Annotated in this window: 15 protein-coding genes and 1 tRNA gene; 9 read left to right on the top strand and 7 right to left on the bottom strand. The window is 63.5% G+C overall.

What is annotated here, in order from left to right:
* Window positions 1-174: 174 nt before the first annotated feature.
* The 4 genes from AC1DRP_RS02765 to AC1DRP_RS02750 all read left to right on the top strand — a co-directional run bounded on the left by AC1DRP_RS02765 (window position 175) and on the right by AC1DRP_RS02750 (window position 3,948).
* Window positions 175-435 (top strand): site-specific integrase, encoded by a 261-nt coding sequence (locus AC1DRP_RS02765; RefSeq protein WP_476767740.1) that lies wholly within the window; start codon window positions 175-177, stop codon window positions 433-435.
* 217 nt (window positions 436-652) lie between these two features.
* Window positions 653-907, top strand: coding sequence for a hypothetical protein (locus AC1DRP_RS02760; RefSeq protein ID WP_476767739.1), 255 nt, complete (start codon window positions 653-655; stop codon window positions 905-907).
* 148 nt (window positions 908-1,055) lie between these two features.
* Window positions 1,056-1,478, top strand: coding sequence for a hypothetical protein (locus AC1DRP_RS02755; protein ID WP_476767738.1), 423 nt, complete (start codon window positions 1,056-1,058; stop codon window positions 1,476-1,478).
* Window positions 1,471-3,948 carry an AAA family ATPase gene (locus AC1DRP_RS02750; RefSeq protein WP_476767737.1) on the top strand — a complete coding sequence of 826 codons (2,478 nt, stop codon included), beginning with the start codon at window positions 1,471-1,473 and terminating at the stop codon, window positions 3,946-3,948. Before AC1DRP_RS02755 ends, AC1DRP_RS02750 begins: the two co-directional genes overlap by 8 nt.
* A gap of 833 nt (window positions 3,949-4,781) precedes the next feature.
* On the opposite strand, the gene AC1DRP_RS02745 is transcribed toward AC1DRP_RS02750, so the two are convergent.
* The 6 genes from AC1DRP_RS02745 to AC1DRP_RS02720 all read right to left on the bottom strand — a co-directional run bounded on the left by AC1DRP_RS02745 (window position 4,782) and on the right by AC1DRP_RS02720 (window position 10,844).
* On the bottom strand, window positions 4,782-7,100 hold the full coding sequence (locus AC1DRP_RS02745) for a hypothetical protein (RefSeq protein ID WP_476767736.1): 2,319 nt from the start codon (window positions 7,098-7,100) through the stop codon (window positions 4,782-4,784).
* Window positions 7,090-8,229, bottom strand: coding sequence for a hypothetical protein (locus AC1DRP_RS02740; protein WP_476767735.1), 1,140 nt, complete (start codon window positions 8,227-8,229; stop codon window positions 7,090-7,092). Before AC1DRP_RS02740 ends, AC1DRP_RS02745 begins: the two co-directional genes overlap by 11 nt.
* Before the next feature lie 7 nt (window positions 8,230-8,236).
* Window positions 8,237-8,389: a hypothetical protein gene (locus tag AC1DRP_RS02735; RefSeq protein WP_476767734.1), complete on the bottom strand. Its 153-nt coding sequence runs from the start codon at window positions 8,387-8,389 to the stop codon at window positions 8,237-8,239.
* 215 nt (window positions 8,390-8,604) lie between these two features.
* A complete protein-coding gene (locus AC1DRP_RS02730; RefSeq protein WP_476767733.1) occupies window positions 8,605-8,871 on the bottom strand; it encodes a hypothetical protein in 267 nt (88 codons plus the stop codon).
* A gap of 652 nt (window positions 8,872-9,523) precedes the next feature.
* Window positions 9,524-9,599: transfer RNA gene (locus AC1DRP_RS02725), tRNA-Glu, on the bottom strand.
* 135 nt (window positions 9,600-9,734) lie between these two features.
* Window positions 9,735-10,844, bottom strand: a complete 1,110-nt coding sequence (locus AC1DRP_RS02720; RefSeq protein ID WP_441504456.1) for an alkene reductase — start codon at window positions 10,842-10,844, stop codon at window positions 9,735-9,737.
* 290 nt (window positions 10,845-11,134) lie between these two features.
* Between AC1DRP_RS02720 and AC1DRP_RS02715 the strand changes: the two genes are divergently transcribed.
* From AC1DRP_RS02715 to AC1DRP_RS02695, 5 genes are all read left to right on the top strand, one after another.
* Window positions 11,135-11,848, top strand: coding sequence for a ComF family protein (locus AC1DRP_RS02715; protein WP_441504455.1), 714 nt, complete (start codon window positions 11,135-11,137; stop codon window positions 11,846-11,848).
* A 44-nt stretch (window positions 11,849-11,892) separates the two neighbouring features.
* Entirely contained in the window at window positions 11,893-12,150 is a 258-nt protein-coding gene (grxC, locus tag AC1DRP_RS02710; RefSeq protein WP_113512981.1) for a glutaredoxin 3, read from the top strand.
* Between the two features lie 101 nt (window positions 12,151-12,251).
* Window positions 12,252-12,731: a DUF1178 family protein gene (locus AC1DRP_RS02705; protein WP_441488067.1), complete on the top strand. Its 480-nt coding sequence runs from the start codon at window positions 12,252-12,254 to the stop codon at window positions 12,729-12,731.
* A 228-nt stretch (window positions 12,732-12,959) separates the two neighbouring features.
* Entirely contained in the window at window positions 12,960-13,310 is a 351-nt protein-coding gene (locus AC1DRP_RS02700) for a MarR family winged helix-turn-helix transcriptional regulator (protein ID WP_441504454.1), read from the top strand.
* Between the two features lie 45 nt (window positions 13,311-13,355).
* Window positions 13,356-14,675: an MFS transporter gene (locus AC1DRP_RS02695; protein ID WP_476767732.1), complete on the top strand. Its 1,320-nt coding sequence runs from the start codon at window positions 13,356-13,358 to the stop codon at window positions 14,673-14,675.
* 191 nt (window positions 14,676-14,866) lie between these two features.
* On the opposite strand, the gene AC1DRP_RS02690 is transcribed toward AC1DRP_RS02695, so the two are convergent.
* Window positions 14,867-15,538 (bottom strand): RraA family protein, encoded by a 672-nt coding sequence (locus tag AC1DRP_RS02690; RefSeq protein WP_476767731.1) that lies wholly within the window; start codon window positions 15,536-15,538, stop codon window positions 14,867-14,869.
* Between the last annotated feature and the right edge of the window lie 100 nt (window positions 15,539-15,638).

Raw genomic sequence — 15,638 nt, 5'->3', positions numbered from 1 at the left:
GAATATGTTCGTCAGGAATAAGCTGGCGGAGCGTGCCCGAAATGAACAGCTCCAGTTGGTCCCGTTCCTTGCGACCCAGCATGCCGGCCCCCAATCCCGATCAGGATCAAGAGAATCACGCGAAGGCAGGTTTTTCAACGACCCCGGCGTGCACCCTGGAGCGCCGCTGCCGAAATGCTGCGCGGTTGGAAAAAGGCACTGGCGCGGGCTGGCGTCGAATACGTCGAGCCCTATGCCCTGCGCCATAGCAGCATTGTGAGCGCGCTCACGAAGGGCTTGCCCGTGCGCCTTGTGGCGGCGGCGCACGACACATCCGTTTCCATGATCGAAAAGCATTATTCCGCCTACATCGTGGATGCGGCGGAAGACATGCTGCGCAATGCCATCACTCCATTGACCACGCCGGCAGCGGCCCGTTTGCGGGCTGTTGACTGACACGATCGTTGCCAACTACCTTGATGGCGTGGCGTCCGATGCACGCCACCCGGCGCCTACCCAGAAGCGCCGGGGCCTCTCAGGCAGAGAGGCAGCAGGCCCCGTAGTCGGACCTGCCCGGACCGAACAGCGCGGGCCAAGTCGCTGTCAGCAAAGAGACGGGACAGTGCGGGCGATGGGGTGCATCCCCTCCCCCGATCAAGGGCCGTGTGCTGACATGATCGCAGAAACGTGGCGCGAAACCGAATTCCTTTCCATCGCAGCGACCGCCGATATTCTCTGCCGCTCCCGCGCCAGCGTCTATGACCTGCTGCGCAAGGGGGTGCTGACTGCTGTTGTTGTGGGCGAGCGCCCGCTTGTGGCCACGGCAACGCTGGCCGCCCTGCTGGACGGGGCGAAGCCCTACACGCCCGGTTCCGCCCGCGGACCCTTGGGCCGCGCCCGCGCACGCGCTGCGCTCGAACTGGCCTAAAAAGAGAAGCCGCCGGCCCCTCGGGACGGGACCAGCGGCCGATAGGCATAGGCATCTGAACTGCCGAGCATATTAGCCCAGCCTGTCGCCCTCTGTCCAAACTCGCCCGAAGGCCAGCGGCTTTCCTCCAACCCCGGAGTGAAAGCCCATGCCTCATATCCCTGACCCACGGTACGAAGCCYTCGCCGACGCCTGCCGGCGGCGATATCCGCCCCCGGCAGGGCATGTCCTGCCAGTCCTGACCCGTGAGGGCGAGGGCCGCGCGGGAACACCCGGCCCGGCGCCATTCGACATCCTTACCCCGGATTTCCAAGCCCGCCTGGTGATCGTGGAATTCACGCCGTGGGATGTCGCCGCGCAATTGCACGCGCTGACGGCGCGGGGGCTCGTGCAGGCCGATCCCCGGCAGCTCGGGCCAACCCTGATGACCCTGATCGCAGTGGAGCTGATGCTTCGCGACTGGAAGGCGTATCGCCCTGACGACGACAGGGCGGTGATGTTCTGGGTGCATCTCGGCCAAGTATCGCCTGAATACACCTTCACCGCAGCGGAGGCATCGGCCCATGTCTGACGCCTTCAAGCAGAAGCTGGCGCGCGCGTGGGGCAAGCGCGCGCTGGTGGAGACCACCAACATGCTCGCGCACGCCCACGCCAAGGGCTACGGCGACGACCTGACACCCGTGGGGAGGCTCAAGCGCAACCCCGGCTTCAACCCGGCGGCCTACGACCCGGACGACGACAAGACGTGGCCCTTCGACCCTAAGAGCGGCAAGGGCGCGTTCCTGAGCGACAAGGCCAACCATCCGAACGACCCCAACGCAGTGCCGGGCGGCTGGCGGCGATACCGCCTGACGGCACAGGACATCGTCCGCTTCGACCGCGAGGGCGACGGCCTTGGCATCGTCTGCCGGGACGATCCTGCGGACGGCAAGGCCGTCGCATGGATCGATTGCGACATCACGGAATTCGGCGCCAGCTCCAACGCGCTGCACACTCTGCAAAGCTGGATGGCGGCGCCTGGCATGCAGTTCTTCGTCCGCCGCCGGGGCAGCTATTCATGGCTTGTGCCTGTGCGGATCACGGACGGCGTTCCAGCTTACGCAAAGTGGACGACGAAGCGAGGCGGATACTCGCTTGAACGTGGCGGCGCCGGGCATCAGTTCGTCGCGGGAGGGCCGCATGCCTGCGGCGCGTGGCGCTACTGGACACGCTACGACCAGACGACCGAGACCCCGCTTGCCGAGATGCCGGCATGCGATGAGCTACCCGAGCTGACCCTTGACCAGTTCTACAAGCTCTTCGAAGCCGTGGCCGCCGCCTGCGGCGCGGCCAAGGGCAAGGCCCAGGGCGGGAGTGGGGCTGCACCCTCCCCCTCTGGCAGCGGGTTCAAGTTGCTGCCGGCCGAAGACTTCGACCATCACGCCATCCCGAAGGGCAGGGAGGCCGTGTTCCTCGCCGTGCTGGCCGCACTGCCGAACGAGAAAATGCGTGATCCGTGGGTTGGCTGCATGAGCACGCTCATCGGCGCCATGCGCAAATGGCCGGAAGCCGAGGTGCGCGAAGCCGCGCTCGGCTGGTGCGACAAGTATGGTGGCGACCCGAAGAAGGACAAAAAACTGTTCGATGAGAAATGGGCCGAGCGGGGCCGGCTGCCGGGGGGCTGGCCGGAATTCCTCAATTGGGCGAGGACCGAAATAGACTACAGCCATCTGCGGGCGCTCGGCGTCACGGATGAGGACATGGCGCTGGCTGACGCCGAGCGCGGCGAAAGCCGGGCGGCGCTGGTCCAGTTCGAGGCGGCCTTGCAGTCCCTGAGGGAAGCGTGCACCGAGGCGGGGCAGGCCCCCGCAAAGGTACAGCGGCGTCGGATCATCGATCTGGCGGCCCCCATGAGGCTGCCGCAGGAGCCCCCGACGATCACAGACTGGCATGTGCGCGGGGTGATGGGCATGCTGTCGGCCGACCCCGGCAGGGGCAAGACCACACTCGCCATTTCGACGGCGCTGGCGATCGCGCATGAGCGGCCGGAGCTGATCGGCTCGACCATCATGGATTGGTCTGGCGCGGTCGTGCTCGTGCTGAACGAGACGAACCGGAACATAACGCATGGGATGCTCACGGCTGCGGAAAAACATTTCGGGCTCAAGCATGCCGACCGGAAGCACCCCATCATCGTGTGGCCAGAGCCATTGACACTGCTGGCCAAGGACGGCCGGGGCGCACCGGCCCCTACCCCCGCGGCAACAGCATTCGTGGCGGATCTGGCAGAGTTGCGGGGCGATTACCCGATAGCGCTCGTCATCATCGACACGCTGGCGTCTGCGATGAGCGGCCTGGACGAGAATTCGGCGTCCGACATGCAAGCAGCGGCGCGCGTGCTGAGCGAGATCGCGCAGGCCGGATATTGCGCCGTGCAGATCGTGCATCACACGCGCAAGGCGGCCGCAGGCAAGCAGGCCACGGCATCGGACGCACGCGGCAGTAACGCGTTGCTCGGAGCCGCCCGCTGCGTCACGGCGCTGTCGTCGGCTCCGTCGGAGGACCTGCGGCGCTTCAAGGAGGACACAATCCTGCGGCTGAGCTGCGAAAAGCAGAACGACGCCCGGCAAGCCGCCCCGGTCTTTTTGGCGCGCTCGTCGGTATCCATGGATGTGGAAGACCCGCGCCAACCCGGCAAGCCGAAGCAGCGTGAATATGCGGTCCTGTTCCCCGCATCGCCGGTTTCAGCCTTCGGGACGCGCCATGATGTCTATACGGCCTATGCCGCGCTGGAAGCGGCGCAGGTCGCAGGTATTGAGCTGCGCGAGGCCAAGCAGGCGAAGCGCGACGGCTGGGCACGGCCGCAAACCGTCATCGTCGAATATCTCGGGGTGAAGCCGCAGCAGGCCGAGGCACTGTTCACTACGCTGCTGGACCTCGATTGGGTCAGGCTCGTGGTCGCGCGCGCGCCGCGACTGAACGAGCGCGGCCAGAATAAAGGTATGCGCAGCCATGGGGTCTATGAGCTGACCCGGCCGGCGGCTGTCGGGGATGTGGTCTAGGGCGGGTCGCAGCGCGCAGCTGTATTGGTGCACCCCTCCTCTCCCAAAAACCGGCCATCTCCAAAAAACTTTCCCGCTGACGAATGTTTTTGGGGATGCTGCAAATTTCCAAATTAATGCCGCCCCAAATCCCAGAAAAAACACCCCCCTATAGGGGGGTGGATTTTTTGGGGATAGATTTTGGGTCGATGGCGCAGGCCCCGCGACGCCATTCCCCCAAATCCCCAGAAGGTTTTGGAAAGCCCACGCGCGCGACCATCCGCGGCAGAGCAGGAAGCGGAGATGCACCGATGCGCGCGGCAGCAGCGCCTTACGCGGGGCCGTCCGCTGCATCACGGCGCTTACCCTGTCTTCGTCAGAGGATCAGCGGCGCTTTACCGAAGACACCATCCTGAAGCTGAGTTGCGAGACCCATCACCACCCTCACCGCCATCACCACGATGCGCGCGCACGCGCACGCGCCTAGCAGAGCCGTCTCAGAAGCATGGACAAGCAGCCGGCTCCCTATTCCGGCGACCGGCGGAACGCAGTTCTTCTTTCGAAGGGCGGAACGCGGCGGTAGATGCGTGCCCTGCCATCGCCAAGGCAGGCTAGGTCCGCTGGCCGACCCAAGTGTCATTCCTCAGCGCTTAGGCCCCTGCGCCGCATAATCACTAGACGGCCCCACCGCGCGAATTTTAGAAGGCTTCAACCCCTTACATACGTTGTCTTCGCACATCTCCGAGCGTTTCGAGCCTGCGCAAAAATGCTCCCACGCAAACGGTCAACGAGGCGGAAAGCAAAAATTGAAAGTAGGCAATTAAATTAAATCATCACGAGATCGAGATGATCGATCATTGTTGCTGAGTTTCGTCATCGATACTGTCAGATATCGTCAGCTGAAAAATGGAACTATCATCCCATTCAAGTAATTGACGAACCTTCACATTCAAAGTGCCCTTCATTCCCTCGCCAAGGTCAAACGTCAGTTCGGCATGACGGCTGGCCACGCCGGTTTGAGCATACCGAACAGCGCGAAGCGCGGTGGCAGAGAAGAGCCAAGCTTCGCCCGGCGTAAAATCAGCAACAAAAACGTCTATCCCTTCGATCGTAGCGATATAGCCGTGCCCTCCAACGGACGCGCGCTGCTCAATGGATAGCTCGGGACGCTCTATGCGCGGATTGTACAGTAGGCGCCTTAACAACCGTCCTTCGGCATTCCGGGAGACGACTAAAGCAGGGGCAGCGCCGACTGCAGCAGCGAGCGGTTCAATCTCGCGCCAGAAGGCCCGCTCGTCGATTTTGACGCCCAATGCAGTCGGGGTTCGAGGTCGTTGGCAAAACGCCCTCCAAGCGTAATTACCGGCCATCTGACGGCAGCTTGATACAATCATTTCGACAAATGCCGAGCCCGGGGGCTCCATCGGCGGCTCGGTGAGCTGGGCTTTCCCGATCCCGGATATTGCCATTGTACGCCACTCTGCGCCCTCGCCGACGTCGGCAGGGCCGACTTCAACGCCGCGAAAAAACGGCGCCTCCGGTTGTGCGGTCAGCAGCGCCCTCTCGACTGCAGCACGAATTTGTTCGAGCTTTGACGCGTCGACAGGTCGGGCGGCTAAGCGCTGCTTGCGCTCTAACTCAATGGCGGAAATGGCCTCGGCCACGATCTTTCCAAGCCGCGATCTCGACTGCTCTGCATTGCAGTCTGGCGTTAGCAGCGAAACGCTTCGGGCGAGYTGGGGCAGCGGTTGCTCCAATGTCGTACGGAGCTGGTCGAGTTCGTGTTGAATGTTTCGAAGCGCCCCGTCGCGACCTGGAAGCACCTCTTCTTCGCGTGCTAACGCGGAAATCCGGTCAACCAGTCCATCATCACCGTTGTCCGGAACATGCGCCAGCAAAATCGAAAGCTTGGCCAATGTGAGATCGCCATGGCCGTGCAGTGTAGAGGGCGTGAAGACCCGTCCCGGGACCACGCGCCTTTCGGTCATATTGTCGAGCGTTGCAACGAGGCCGTCGAGGTCGTTCGCGTAGGAGCCATCGAGATGTGGCTCACCCGCCATCTCGAAACGCAGAAAATCGAGGAATAGCGATCGGAAGCCGACCCACTCTCGAACGTTGGGCCGATGCTCAGCATCGATCAATTCTCGGTGGAGCAGCGCCCGCGCAGTTCGCCCGCCAATCTCTGAGGCCTGCTTCTGCTTAATTGTCCAAAATAGCAACAGAGCTGCCGTCAACAGGACTGTATCGTTGTGTGCACCATGAATGACGTTCGAAAAGATTTCATCTGGCCTCAACGCTGGTAAATAATCATGTCCGAGCGGCGCAGCCTTTGCGCTGGCCTCTGCCCAAGTGAGGCTAAGGATGTCTGGAAAAAGCAGTCGGCGATGCCGAAGCTCGCTCCGAATGTTCAGGCGGTGATCCATCCCATCCGGCCATCGAACTAGCGCTTCACGGAACAGCGTGGCTCCGGGCTCGTCCTCGTTCCACACAGCGGTAGCGAGACAATACGCGGTGTTAGTCAGATGCTGCCAAAGGAACGGCCAGCTTGCCCTGAAGGCGTCCCAGCGCTCCGCGTCACTTTGGTCGCCTTCATCGCGCCATCCGTACATGGATGCGGGGTAGTGAAGAAGACTTTCCCAGGCACCGACGATTTCGGGTAGCACATTGATGTAGGACTTGGCATCCGAGCCTGCGAGTGCGAGCCGCGGCTCGGCGGTTTGCCCCTCTCGGGTTTCCACCGTCGTACGCTTCGTGACCCAAGCTTCGAGCCTTCCGACGAGTAGCGGGCCAAGGTCTAGAATTGCGCGCACGACGTTGGGCGATAGTTCGGGATCGCCAGACCGAGGAAGCAGGCGACTGGGTGCGTAAGCCAAAGCGCGGATGAAATGGCCATCGTCCACGAGCCGATCAGCGGCACGCTCGAACAAACGTCGATACTGCCTGATCCATTCCTTGTGCGGGGCATGCCAAGCATTTCCGGCAACTTCCCCGAAGTTGAATGCGGCTCCGTCGGGTGTTCGCGAAGCTCCGAGGCCAAGAAGGAAGCGGTGATAGCTCGTCATCTCGCGATAGGCGCTATCAAACGCGACTGGCGCGAGACGCTCAATCTGCGCCGCAGTCTTGTCGCCAAGCTCTTCCAGTATCTCGTCCGGCCTCGGGAGCTTATTCCGCATCACGGCTGCTCCTGAAGCGGAAGGCGTGCCGCAACACAAATCTCTCGATGGCGGTCAGTGGCACGCCCCCCCGCCGTTGGCACCACCCGACCCTGCCCGTGATGGGCTGGTCGATTTGGAGTGTGAACCAAATCCGCGGCTCCCGATGGCCGGCTCCTCGCGAGCGCAAGTTGGGCTGCGTAGAGGCTGCGGCTATGCAACGTGCCGACCACCTCGCCAGCGCCCAGCGCACCCAAGTCATTCGGACATCGTATAGTGCTGCCGGCCGCTTGAAAATTGTCTCGACCTCAATATTGCGCGGATGACCGTAATCGAAGCCGAAAGTCACGCTTGGATCATCGTGATCCTCATCCTCTCCGTCTGCCCTGCCTAAGAGCTCCTTTGATGCCACCCCGTAAATCTGCTCGCGCAGGCGCTGGGTGAGATCGAGTGGTAAGATAATATTGGCAGTATAGCGCTCGCGAATATCCTCGCGCTCCGATTGTTGGACAAAACGGAAAGTTGTCGCAATGAAATATGCGACCGCACTAAGATTTACGAGCAACCAAGCTGTGTGCAAACTGATCAGAACTAGTTTGAAAAACTGAAGATCGGTACCAAATCCTATTCGATGCAGAAAGAACTGCATTGGCCAAAGCAACTGTGCACATAGAACCGCGGCAAGGGAAACGCAACTCGCAACAAGTTCGAATGAAAAAGATTCGTGATAGTATACTTGGACGTCAGTTGCAGATCCTTCTCGCTGCGCTATCAATGTCACGAGAGCAAGAGAAAGTGAAACAACACCAAGCAATCCGATCTGTGCGCCGAGGAGATAGCTGGAGACATTCAACATCAGCACTTTAATGTCGGTCGCCGGTGGTGGACCCGAGGCGGTCCAAGTCGGCAACCAGTGAGGCACAAGCCAAGCGCTGATTGCTTCAGCCAACACAAATATGACGTTCACAATGACATAGAGACCGGCGAAACGAATGAACGTTCCGGCACCAAAAAAGCGGCGAAACGTGCGGTGAGCAAAGCTGTAGCGCACGCGTCGTGCGACTGGGTTTTCGTGAAGCTGCTCGCGCACCTCCCGCCGAACCCAACGGTTCACACTTCCTGACCATCCGCCGCGCCGCCAGTCGATCATGTCGAAATCAGGCCAGACGATCGATATTGTAAACGCTGGCGCTGTTGAGCGAACCCGCCGCGGTGCGCGTCATGGCAAGCCCCTGTAGAGCGAACGCACGACTAGCCAGTTTGCTCAGCGGCCTTTGGAACAGCGCGAGCCGGCCAATATGCCGCAGCATTGTCCTAGCATCTGACGGCAACATTTTCGAATTCCCCCAACGGGAAAGACTTAACCGGTGGCGCCTCAACTTGCTAGCGCCGCACGTTCAATCGATCCGCAAGCGGCTTATCCTTGGTGCAGGGCATCTTGCTGATCGCGTGGACATTCCAACGTGGAGCCATCTGCTACAAAAACTCGGTTGCGGGCGCCGCGCAGGAATTGGGGGTTACCCGGTCAGAGAGCCGCAAGCTTCGTGTCCTCATTTCGAAATTCGACTGAATGCCAGCCGAGAACTGTCACCAGCAGCTCTTTGAGGCGTTGGCGCTCGGACCGGTCGACCTCTAATGCAGCGATAAATTGCTGCACCAGCATCACGCGCTCGATGTCGCGGCACGTCTCGCCCCAGGCCAGCGCCAGCCGCGCAGACGCTATGAGACAATCAACCGGACGATAGGGGCGTACCGCCACGGCCGCCGCATGGACTGCGCGGGCCATTGCCATTGCGCCCCTCTGTGATACCTCCCGTATCAGCCGCTCAGCCTCTGCCACACAGGCACGCTCGTGGCCCGCGCTGTAGGCTCTCGGCCGGTTACGATCCGTCCTGGCCAAGCGTTGCACGAGCCATTCCAGCCGGCCGGCTCTGACCTTGCCCCGGCGCCGATGCGTGCAGATGGCATGCAGTTCCTCGCGATAGCGCCTGACGGCGGCAGCCCCTCCGCCATGCATGCGGCAGCAGCTATGGCCGCGCACCCGGATGGCCTTGCAGCGCTGGCCCGTCACGCGCGCCACCGCGACGCAGCGCAGTTCCGGGGGCCTGTCCACGAACGGGCTTTCCCGGAGCAGGCCGTGGCCGTGCGATGGGCGGAACATATGACCTTATAACACCGCAGCGGGGACGGGGTGCACCCCCGCGCCCCTGCCCCGGCGCGACGCGACCGCACCTTGCCCAAAAATCGGCAAAATGGCGCGTTTGGTCCGGGCGCCTGCGCCCGCGCACTAGCCGGCAATCGACCGTAGGCAGGGGGCTGGCGCAAGCGCCGGGGATGCGGCCGGATACGTCCCGGCATGCGCTCAGTGTGGGAAGAAAGTGTGGGAAATTTCGGCTTCCGCGCCTAACCGAATGAGAAAGCTCAGCGCTTTCAGACGATTAGAGTGGCGCTCCCTAGGGGACTCGAACCCCTGTTTTCGCCGTGAGAGGGCGACGTCCTAGACCGCTAGACGAAGGGAGCAGCGCGGCACGGGCGGTGTTTAGTCGGGCTTCCGCGCCGCTGCAACTGTTTTCGTGCATAAGCCTTGGGATAAATCGAATGAAGGCGGACGGTGCGCTCGCCCGCCCTCATGGTTCCATGCGTCGCGGCGGCCGATCAGGCGGCCTTTTCCGCCAGTGAAGGGTAGTCCGTATAGCCCGTGGCATCGCCGCCATAGAAGGTCGCGACATCCGGCGCGTTCAGCGGTGCATCCTGCTGCAGCCGCTCGACCAGATCGGGATTGGCGATGAACAGCCGGCCAAAGGCGATGAGATCGGCCCGGTCCTCGGCCAGCGTCTCGATCGCAAGTTCGCGGGTGAAGCCGTTATTGGCGATATAGGCGCCCTTGAAGGCCTTGCGCAGCGCCAGATAATCGAACGGCAGATAGTCGCGGGCCTCGCGCGTCGCGCCTTCGACGACATGGATGAAGGCGATACCGGTTTCGTTGAGCCGCTCGACCAGATAGCCGAACAGCGCCTGCGGATCGCTGTCGCGCGCATCATTGGCCGGGCTCACCGGCGAGATGCGGATGCCGATGCGGCCTCTCGGAAATACCGTTGCGACGGCCTCGATCACCTCGAGAACGAGCCGCACGCGATTTTCCAACGAACCACCATAGGCGTCGCTGCGCCTGTTGGATCCGTCGCGCAGGAACTGGTCGAGCAGATAGCCATGCGCACCATGAAGCTCGATGCCGTCGAAGCCGGCCGCCCTGGCGTTCTCCGCCGCCCGAACATAATCGGCGATGATGCCTGGGATTTCGTCGGCAGCGAGCTCGCGCGGCTCGGAGACCGCTGTAAAGCCGCTTTCGATATAGGTCTTGGTATTGGCCGGGATGGCGGAGGGCGCGACCGGCGCCTGCTGGCCGGGCTGCAGCGAGACATGGCTGACGCGCCCCACATGCCAGAGCTGCGTGATGATCTTGCCACCGGCCGCATGGACCGCGTCGGTCACCTGCCTCCAGCCGGCGATCTGCTGGTCGTTATAGATGCCAGGCGTCCAGACATAGCCCTGGCCCTGCTGCGAGATCTGCGTGCCTTCGGTGACGATAAGCCCGGCGCTGGCGCGCTGGCGGTAGTACTCGACATTCAAGGCATTCGGGGCATCGCTGCCCCGCGTCGCGCGGTTGCGCGTCAGCGGCGCCATGACGATGCGGTTCCTGAGTTCGATCTCGCCGAGACTGAACGGAGTGAACAGGGAGGCAGCGTGATCACCGGACTGGCTCATTGGATGGTTCCTCTTGGCTCGCGGCCCTTGCCATGAAGCGCTTGAAAACCGCATGGCAAGACAAGTCACCTCGCCTTGCCATGCGTTGGACGCAAGAGGAGATAAGACTTGCATGCGGAATTGGCAGGGCCGCAAATGCTGGCATGGGATGAAAGCAATGCAGCCACTCATTCCGGGCCGGGATCGACACAGGTATGGTCGCGCGGGGAACCGACGATAGAAAATCCTTCTCCCTGGCCGGCACCGGCTCTCGCTGGCTGAACGTTGTCGGGACCGCCTCCCGGCTTGGGATGCGCAGTGCGATAAGCCTCGTCTATCCACCGTCCTGCGTTGCCTGCAAGGGAGCGACCGCCGAGGCTCAGGGCCTTTGCCCGGCATGCTGGAGCGGAATTGGCTTCATCGAGCGCCCGTATTGCGAGTGCCTCGGCACGCCCTTCGCCATCGATCTCGGCGATGGCATCGTCTCGCCTGCGGCGATCGCCGAGCCGCCGGCCTTTGCCCGCGCCCGTGCCGTCTGCCGTTTCGACGGGACGGCGCGCGAGCTGGTTCATCGCCTGAAATATGGCGACCGCCTCGAGCTCGCGATCACGCTCGGCCGGATGATGACGCAGGCTGGCCGCGAAATCCTCGTCGAGGCCGATTGTGTCGTTCCAGTGCCGCTGCATCGCACACGCCTCTGGCGCCGCCGCTTCAACCAGGCTGCGGCACTTGCAAGGGTCGTCGCGCGCCAGAGCGGCGTCGCCCTCGCTCCAGAGGCGCTGACGCGCGTCAAGCGGACGAAACAGCAGATCGGCCTGACGCGTCCCCAACGTATCGAGAACCTGCAGGGCGCCTTCAAGGTCCTGCCGGCGATGAGAGCCACGATCGCGGGCCGCCGCATCCTGCTTATCGACGATGTCCTCACCACCGGCTCGACCGTCAATGCGGCCGCACGGGCCCTGCTGCGTGCCGGCGCCAGCCATGTCGATGTCCTCACCTTCGCGCGGGTGGTGACGGATGCCTGATGGCACACTACATGATGTGTCAGAACAGTATCGCCGGAACCGTCATGCCGCAGATCACGCTCTACACCACCAGCTGGTGCCCCTATTGCACCGCCGCCAAGTCGCTCCTGAAGAAGAAGGGCGCGGCCTTTGAAGAGATCGATGTCGACGGCAAGCCGGAGCTGCGCCGCGCCATGAGCGAGAGGGCCGGCGGCCGCAGCTCCGTCCCGCAGATCTTCATCGGCAACCGTCATGTCGGCGGCTCCGACGACCTGCATGCGCTCGATGCCCGCGGCGAACTCGACACGCTGCTCGCGGCATGAGGCCGCATCATGAGGAATGACAGAATTGCCGGGCGTCCGCGCCAGGTGGCGCGGCGACGGTCCGGGTGTATCACGGCGACCAGCCGCCTCATGAGTCAACGATGATCCGCTATTCCCTTCTTTGCGACAGCGCCCATGAGTTCGAAAGCTGGTTCGCGAGCTCCACCAGCTTCGAGGAGCAGTCGCGCCGCGGCCTCGTCTCCTGCCCGGTCTGCAACAGCAGCAAGGTCGAGCGCGCCATCATGTCGCCGAGCGTGACGCGGACAGATCGCGGACCGCGCGCCGAGGCGCCTGGTTCGGAGGCTCTCCCTGCCCCGGCAACGCCTGCACCAGCCCCCGTCGCTCTGATGGGCGAGAAGGAAATCGCCTTCCGCGAAATGCTGACGGCTCTGCATAAGCACGTCACCGAGACCGCCGAACATGTCGGTCCCCGCTTTGCCGAGGAAGCTCTCAAGATCCATCACGGCGAAGCCGATGACCGCGCCATCTATGGCGAAGCGACGCCAGACGATGCCCGCCTGCTGCATGAGGAAGGCGTCGAGTTCATGCCGCTGCCGCGGCTGCCGGGCGGTCGAAACTAGTTTTTCCTACCAGTCACCCGGCACGCCCAGGCTATCCACGCGCTTGTCGCCCATTAGTCCAAGACGGGATGCTCCCCCTGTGATGTGAGCATCCCGGAGGGCACCTGAAGGAAGCACCGCAGCGCGTGCCCATTCCAGCACCCCTTGCAAATTCATGATTACGGGCATATACCCGCACCCATGTCCAGCCCTTGCATCTGCACGACCTTGCGTTCGGCCTCTCGCCGCATGGCTGCCTTCTACGACGAGGCCATGGCGCCGGTCGGGGTCAATATCGCGCAGTTCAGCCTGATGCGGACGATCGCGCGCTCCGCCCCCGTCACCTTGACCGAACTCGGGCGGTTGACCGAACTCGACCGCTCGACGATCGGCCGCAATGTCCGCGTGCTCGAGAAAATGAAACTCGTGGCGCTCGGCCGCGGCAAGGACCAGCGCGAGGCCACGGTCTCGCTCTCCGATGCGGGCCGAAAGGTCCTCGAAGACGGCGCTCCGCTCTGGCATGCAGCGCAGAAGGCGCTGGATGACCGGCTCGGCGCCGAGGCCATGCGGAACCTTCGCGCGGCACTCGATTCACTTTGATCTCTCGCACAAATGCGGGCATATACCCGCAACTAGGAGACTCGCATGCCCACTGACGCTCTCGCTCCCGCGGCCCCGACCGGGCTTGCAGCGCTCTTCGCCCGGCGCGGCGTGCATTATGGCTGGGTCGTTGCCGCCGTGACCTTCCTCACCATGCTGGTGACGGCCGGCGCGGTCGGCGCGCCGGGCGTGCTGATCGGACCTCTTCAGAAGGAATTCGGCTGGGCAACCTCGGAGATTTCCTCCGCTCTGGCGATCCGCCTCGCCCTGTTCGGCCTGATGGGCCCGTTCGCCGCCGCGTTCATGAACCGCTTCGGCCTGCGGCCCGTCGTCGGCGTCGCCCTGACCTTCATCGCCGCCAGCGTGCTCGGCTCCTTCGTGATGACGCAGCTTTGGCACCTGATGCTGCTCTGGGGCATCGTCCTCGGTCTCGGCACCGGCATGACAGCGATGGTGCTCGGCGCCACCGTCGCGACGCGCTGGTTTGCGCAACGGCGCGGCCTGGTGGTCGGACTTTTGACGGCAAGCACCGCTACGGGGCAACTCGTCTTCCTGCCCTTGCTCGCGGAACTGACCGAGCGCGTCGGCTGGCGCTCCGCCATGGTCTTCGTGCTGGCCATGATCGTGATCGCGGCCGTGGCCGTGCTCCTGTTGATGCGCGACCGGCCCGCCGATGTTGGTCTCGCCCCCTATGGCGAGACCAGGATCGAGCCAGCGCCTGTGGCTCCGATCAGCCTGCTGACCATGCTGGCCTCTCCGCTCGTTGCGCTCCGCGAAGCGGTGCGCACCCAGACCTTCTGGGTGCTGTTCGGAACCTTCTTCATCTGTGGCGCGAGCACCAACGGCCTGGTGCAAACCCATTTCATCGCGCTCTGCGGGGATTATGGCATGGCGGCGGTCACGGCGGCCGGCGTGCTCGCAGTGATCGGCATCTTCGATTTCGCCGGCACGGTGGGCTCAGGCTGGCTCTCGGATCGCTATGACAGCCGCTGGCTGCTGTTCTGGTATTACGGGCTGCGCGGCCTCTCGCTGCTCTACCTCCCCTTCAGCGACTTCTCGTTCTACGGCCTGTCGCTGTTTGCCGTGTTCTACGGCCTGGATTGGGTCGCGACCGTACCGCCGACCGTGAAGATCGCGGCGGACCGTTTCGGCGACAAGACCAACCTGGTCTTCGGCTGGATCTTCGCCGGGCACCAGCTCGRCGCAGCCTTCGCCGCCTATGGCGCCGGCTTCAGCCGGACTGTCTACGAGAGCTATCTCCCGGCCTTCTTCATCGCCGGAGCCTTGTGCCTGTTCGCGGCTGCCTTTGCGATCACGCTCCGCGGGACCAATGCCCCGCTGGCGAGCGCCAGGGCTACTGCCTGAGAGATCAGGGCCAGCAGCAGTGCGATCCTCACAATTGCCTGCTGGGAAAGGCCGGCTGCGGCCCGGCGCGGGTTGGCACCGCGGCGTGGAGCTTAGATCATCGGATCGGATATCGTATCCGGCCCGATGATCTCGGCTTCTGTGCGCGCTTCGGCGTTCCCGAAAACCGCGGCCCACATTTCGGGCAGGCTTCAGAGTGGCTCGATCGCGGGGACCTTGAAGACCTCGACCGTCGACTTGCCGCCCGCCAGGACCCTCTCCCATTCCACCTCGGCGCGGACGCGTGCAAGGCAGGGCTCCAGCTTCGCCTCGGCCAGCGCATGCGGCACGAAAACGAGCCCGTCATCATCGCCGATGACGAGATCGTTCGGCTGCACCGCGACACCGCCGAACACGATCGGGCCGTTGACGATGCCCCGTTCCATCGAGGAGGGGCCGCGTGGCATCACCCAGCGCGAGAACATGATGAGGTCGGGCCATTGCGAGACCGGCCCGACATCCCGCACCGCCCCGTCGACGACGACGCCGGCAATGCCCTTGAGGCGCGCGGCGCCCCCGAGCAGATCGCCGATCATCGCCGCATCACGCCGCCCGCCTGCCGCGACCACGACGACATCGCCGGGGCCGGCCATCGCGATCGCATGATGCACCGGCCCGTAATCGGCGGGTTCGCACCAGGCCGTCACGGCCGAGCCAGTCAGCCGCGTGCCCGGCGCAAAAGGCCGGATCGGCCGGATGCGCGGATCGGCATGGCCGACACCGCCGAGCTGGTCGGCAATGACCGAGCTCGGGACCGCGCGCCAGGCGTCGATCAGGCCATCGGGAAGGCGGGAATTGCGCGGATTGTCGAGGCGGGTCGGCATGGTGATGGCCTTTTTTGGTAGCGGTTCAGAAACTCGGTTCACGCCCCGCCCTCCCGGGCGACCGGAGGAAGGTTTGGTGCTGGACCAGGCAGGAGGGGTT

This window comes from Allobosea sp. 01N443 (assembly GCF_056399325.1).
This window is presented reverse-complemented; position numbering and strand designations above follow the sequence as displayed.

Bases quoted from the DNA above. Each gene is read 5' to 3' on its own strand.
- AC1DRP_RS02765 (WP_476767740.1), top strand. From the start codon at position 175: ATGCTGCGCGGTTGGAAAAAGGCACTGGCGCGGGCTGGCGTCGAATAC.
- AC1DRP_RS02760 (WP_476767739.1), top strand. From the start codon at position 653: ATGATCGCAGAAACGTGGCGCGAAACCGAATTCCTTTCCATCGCAGCG.
- AC1DRP_RS02750 (WP_476767737.1), top strand. From the start codon at position 1,471: ATGTCTGACGCCTTCAAGCAGAAGCTGGCGCGCGCGTGGGGCAAGCGC.
- AC1DRP_RS02740 (WP_476767735.1), bottom strand. From the start codon at position 8,229: ATGATCGACTGGCGGCGCGGCGGATGGTCAGGAAGTGTGAACCGTTGG.
- AC1DRP_RS02735 (WP_476767734.1), bottom strand. From the start codon at position 8,389: ATGCTGCGGCATATTGGCCGGCTCGCGCTGTTCCAAAGGCCGCTGAGC.
- AC1DRP_RS02730 (WP_476767733.1), bottom strand. From the start codon at position 8,871: ATGGCAATGGCCCGCGCAGTCCATGCGGCGGCCGTGGCGGTACGCCCC.
- AC1DRP_RS02720 (WP_441504456.1), bottom strand. From the start codon at position 10,844: ATGAGCCAGTCCGGTGATCACGCTGCCTCCCTGTTCACTCCGTTCAGT.
- AC1DRP_RS02715 (WP_441504455.1), top strand. From the start codon at position 11,135: ATGCGCAGTGCGATAAGCCTCGTCTATCCACCGTCCTGCGTTGCCTGC.
- grxC (WP_113512981.1), top strand. From the start codon at position 11,893: ATGCCGCAGATCACGCTCTACACCACCAGCTGGTGCCCCTATTGCACC.
- AC1DRP_RS02705 (WP_441488067.1), top strand. From the start codon at position 12,252: ATGATCCGCTATTCCCTTCTTTGCGACAGCGCCCATGAGTTCGAAAGC.
- AC1DRP_RS02700 (WP_441504454.1), top strand. From the start codon at position 12,960: ATGGCTGCCTTCTACGACGAGGCCATGGCGCCGGTCGGGGTCAATATC.
- AC1DRP_RS02690 (WP_476767731.1), bottom strand. From the start codon at position 15,538: ATGCCGACCCGCCTCGACAATCCGCGCAATTCCCGCCTTCCCGATGGC.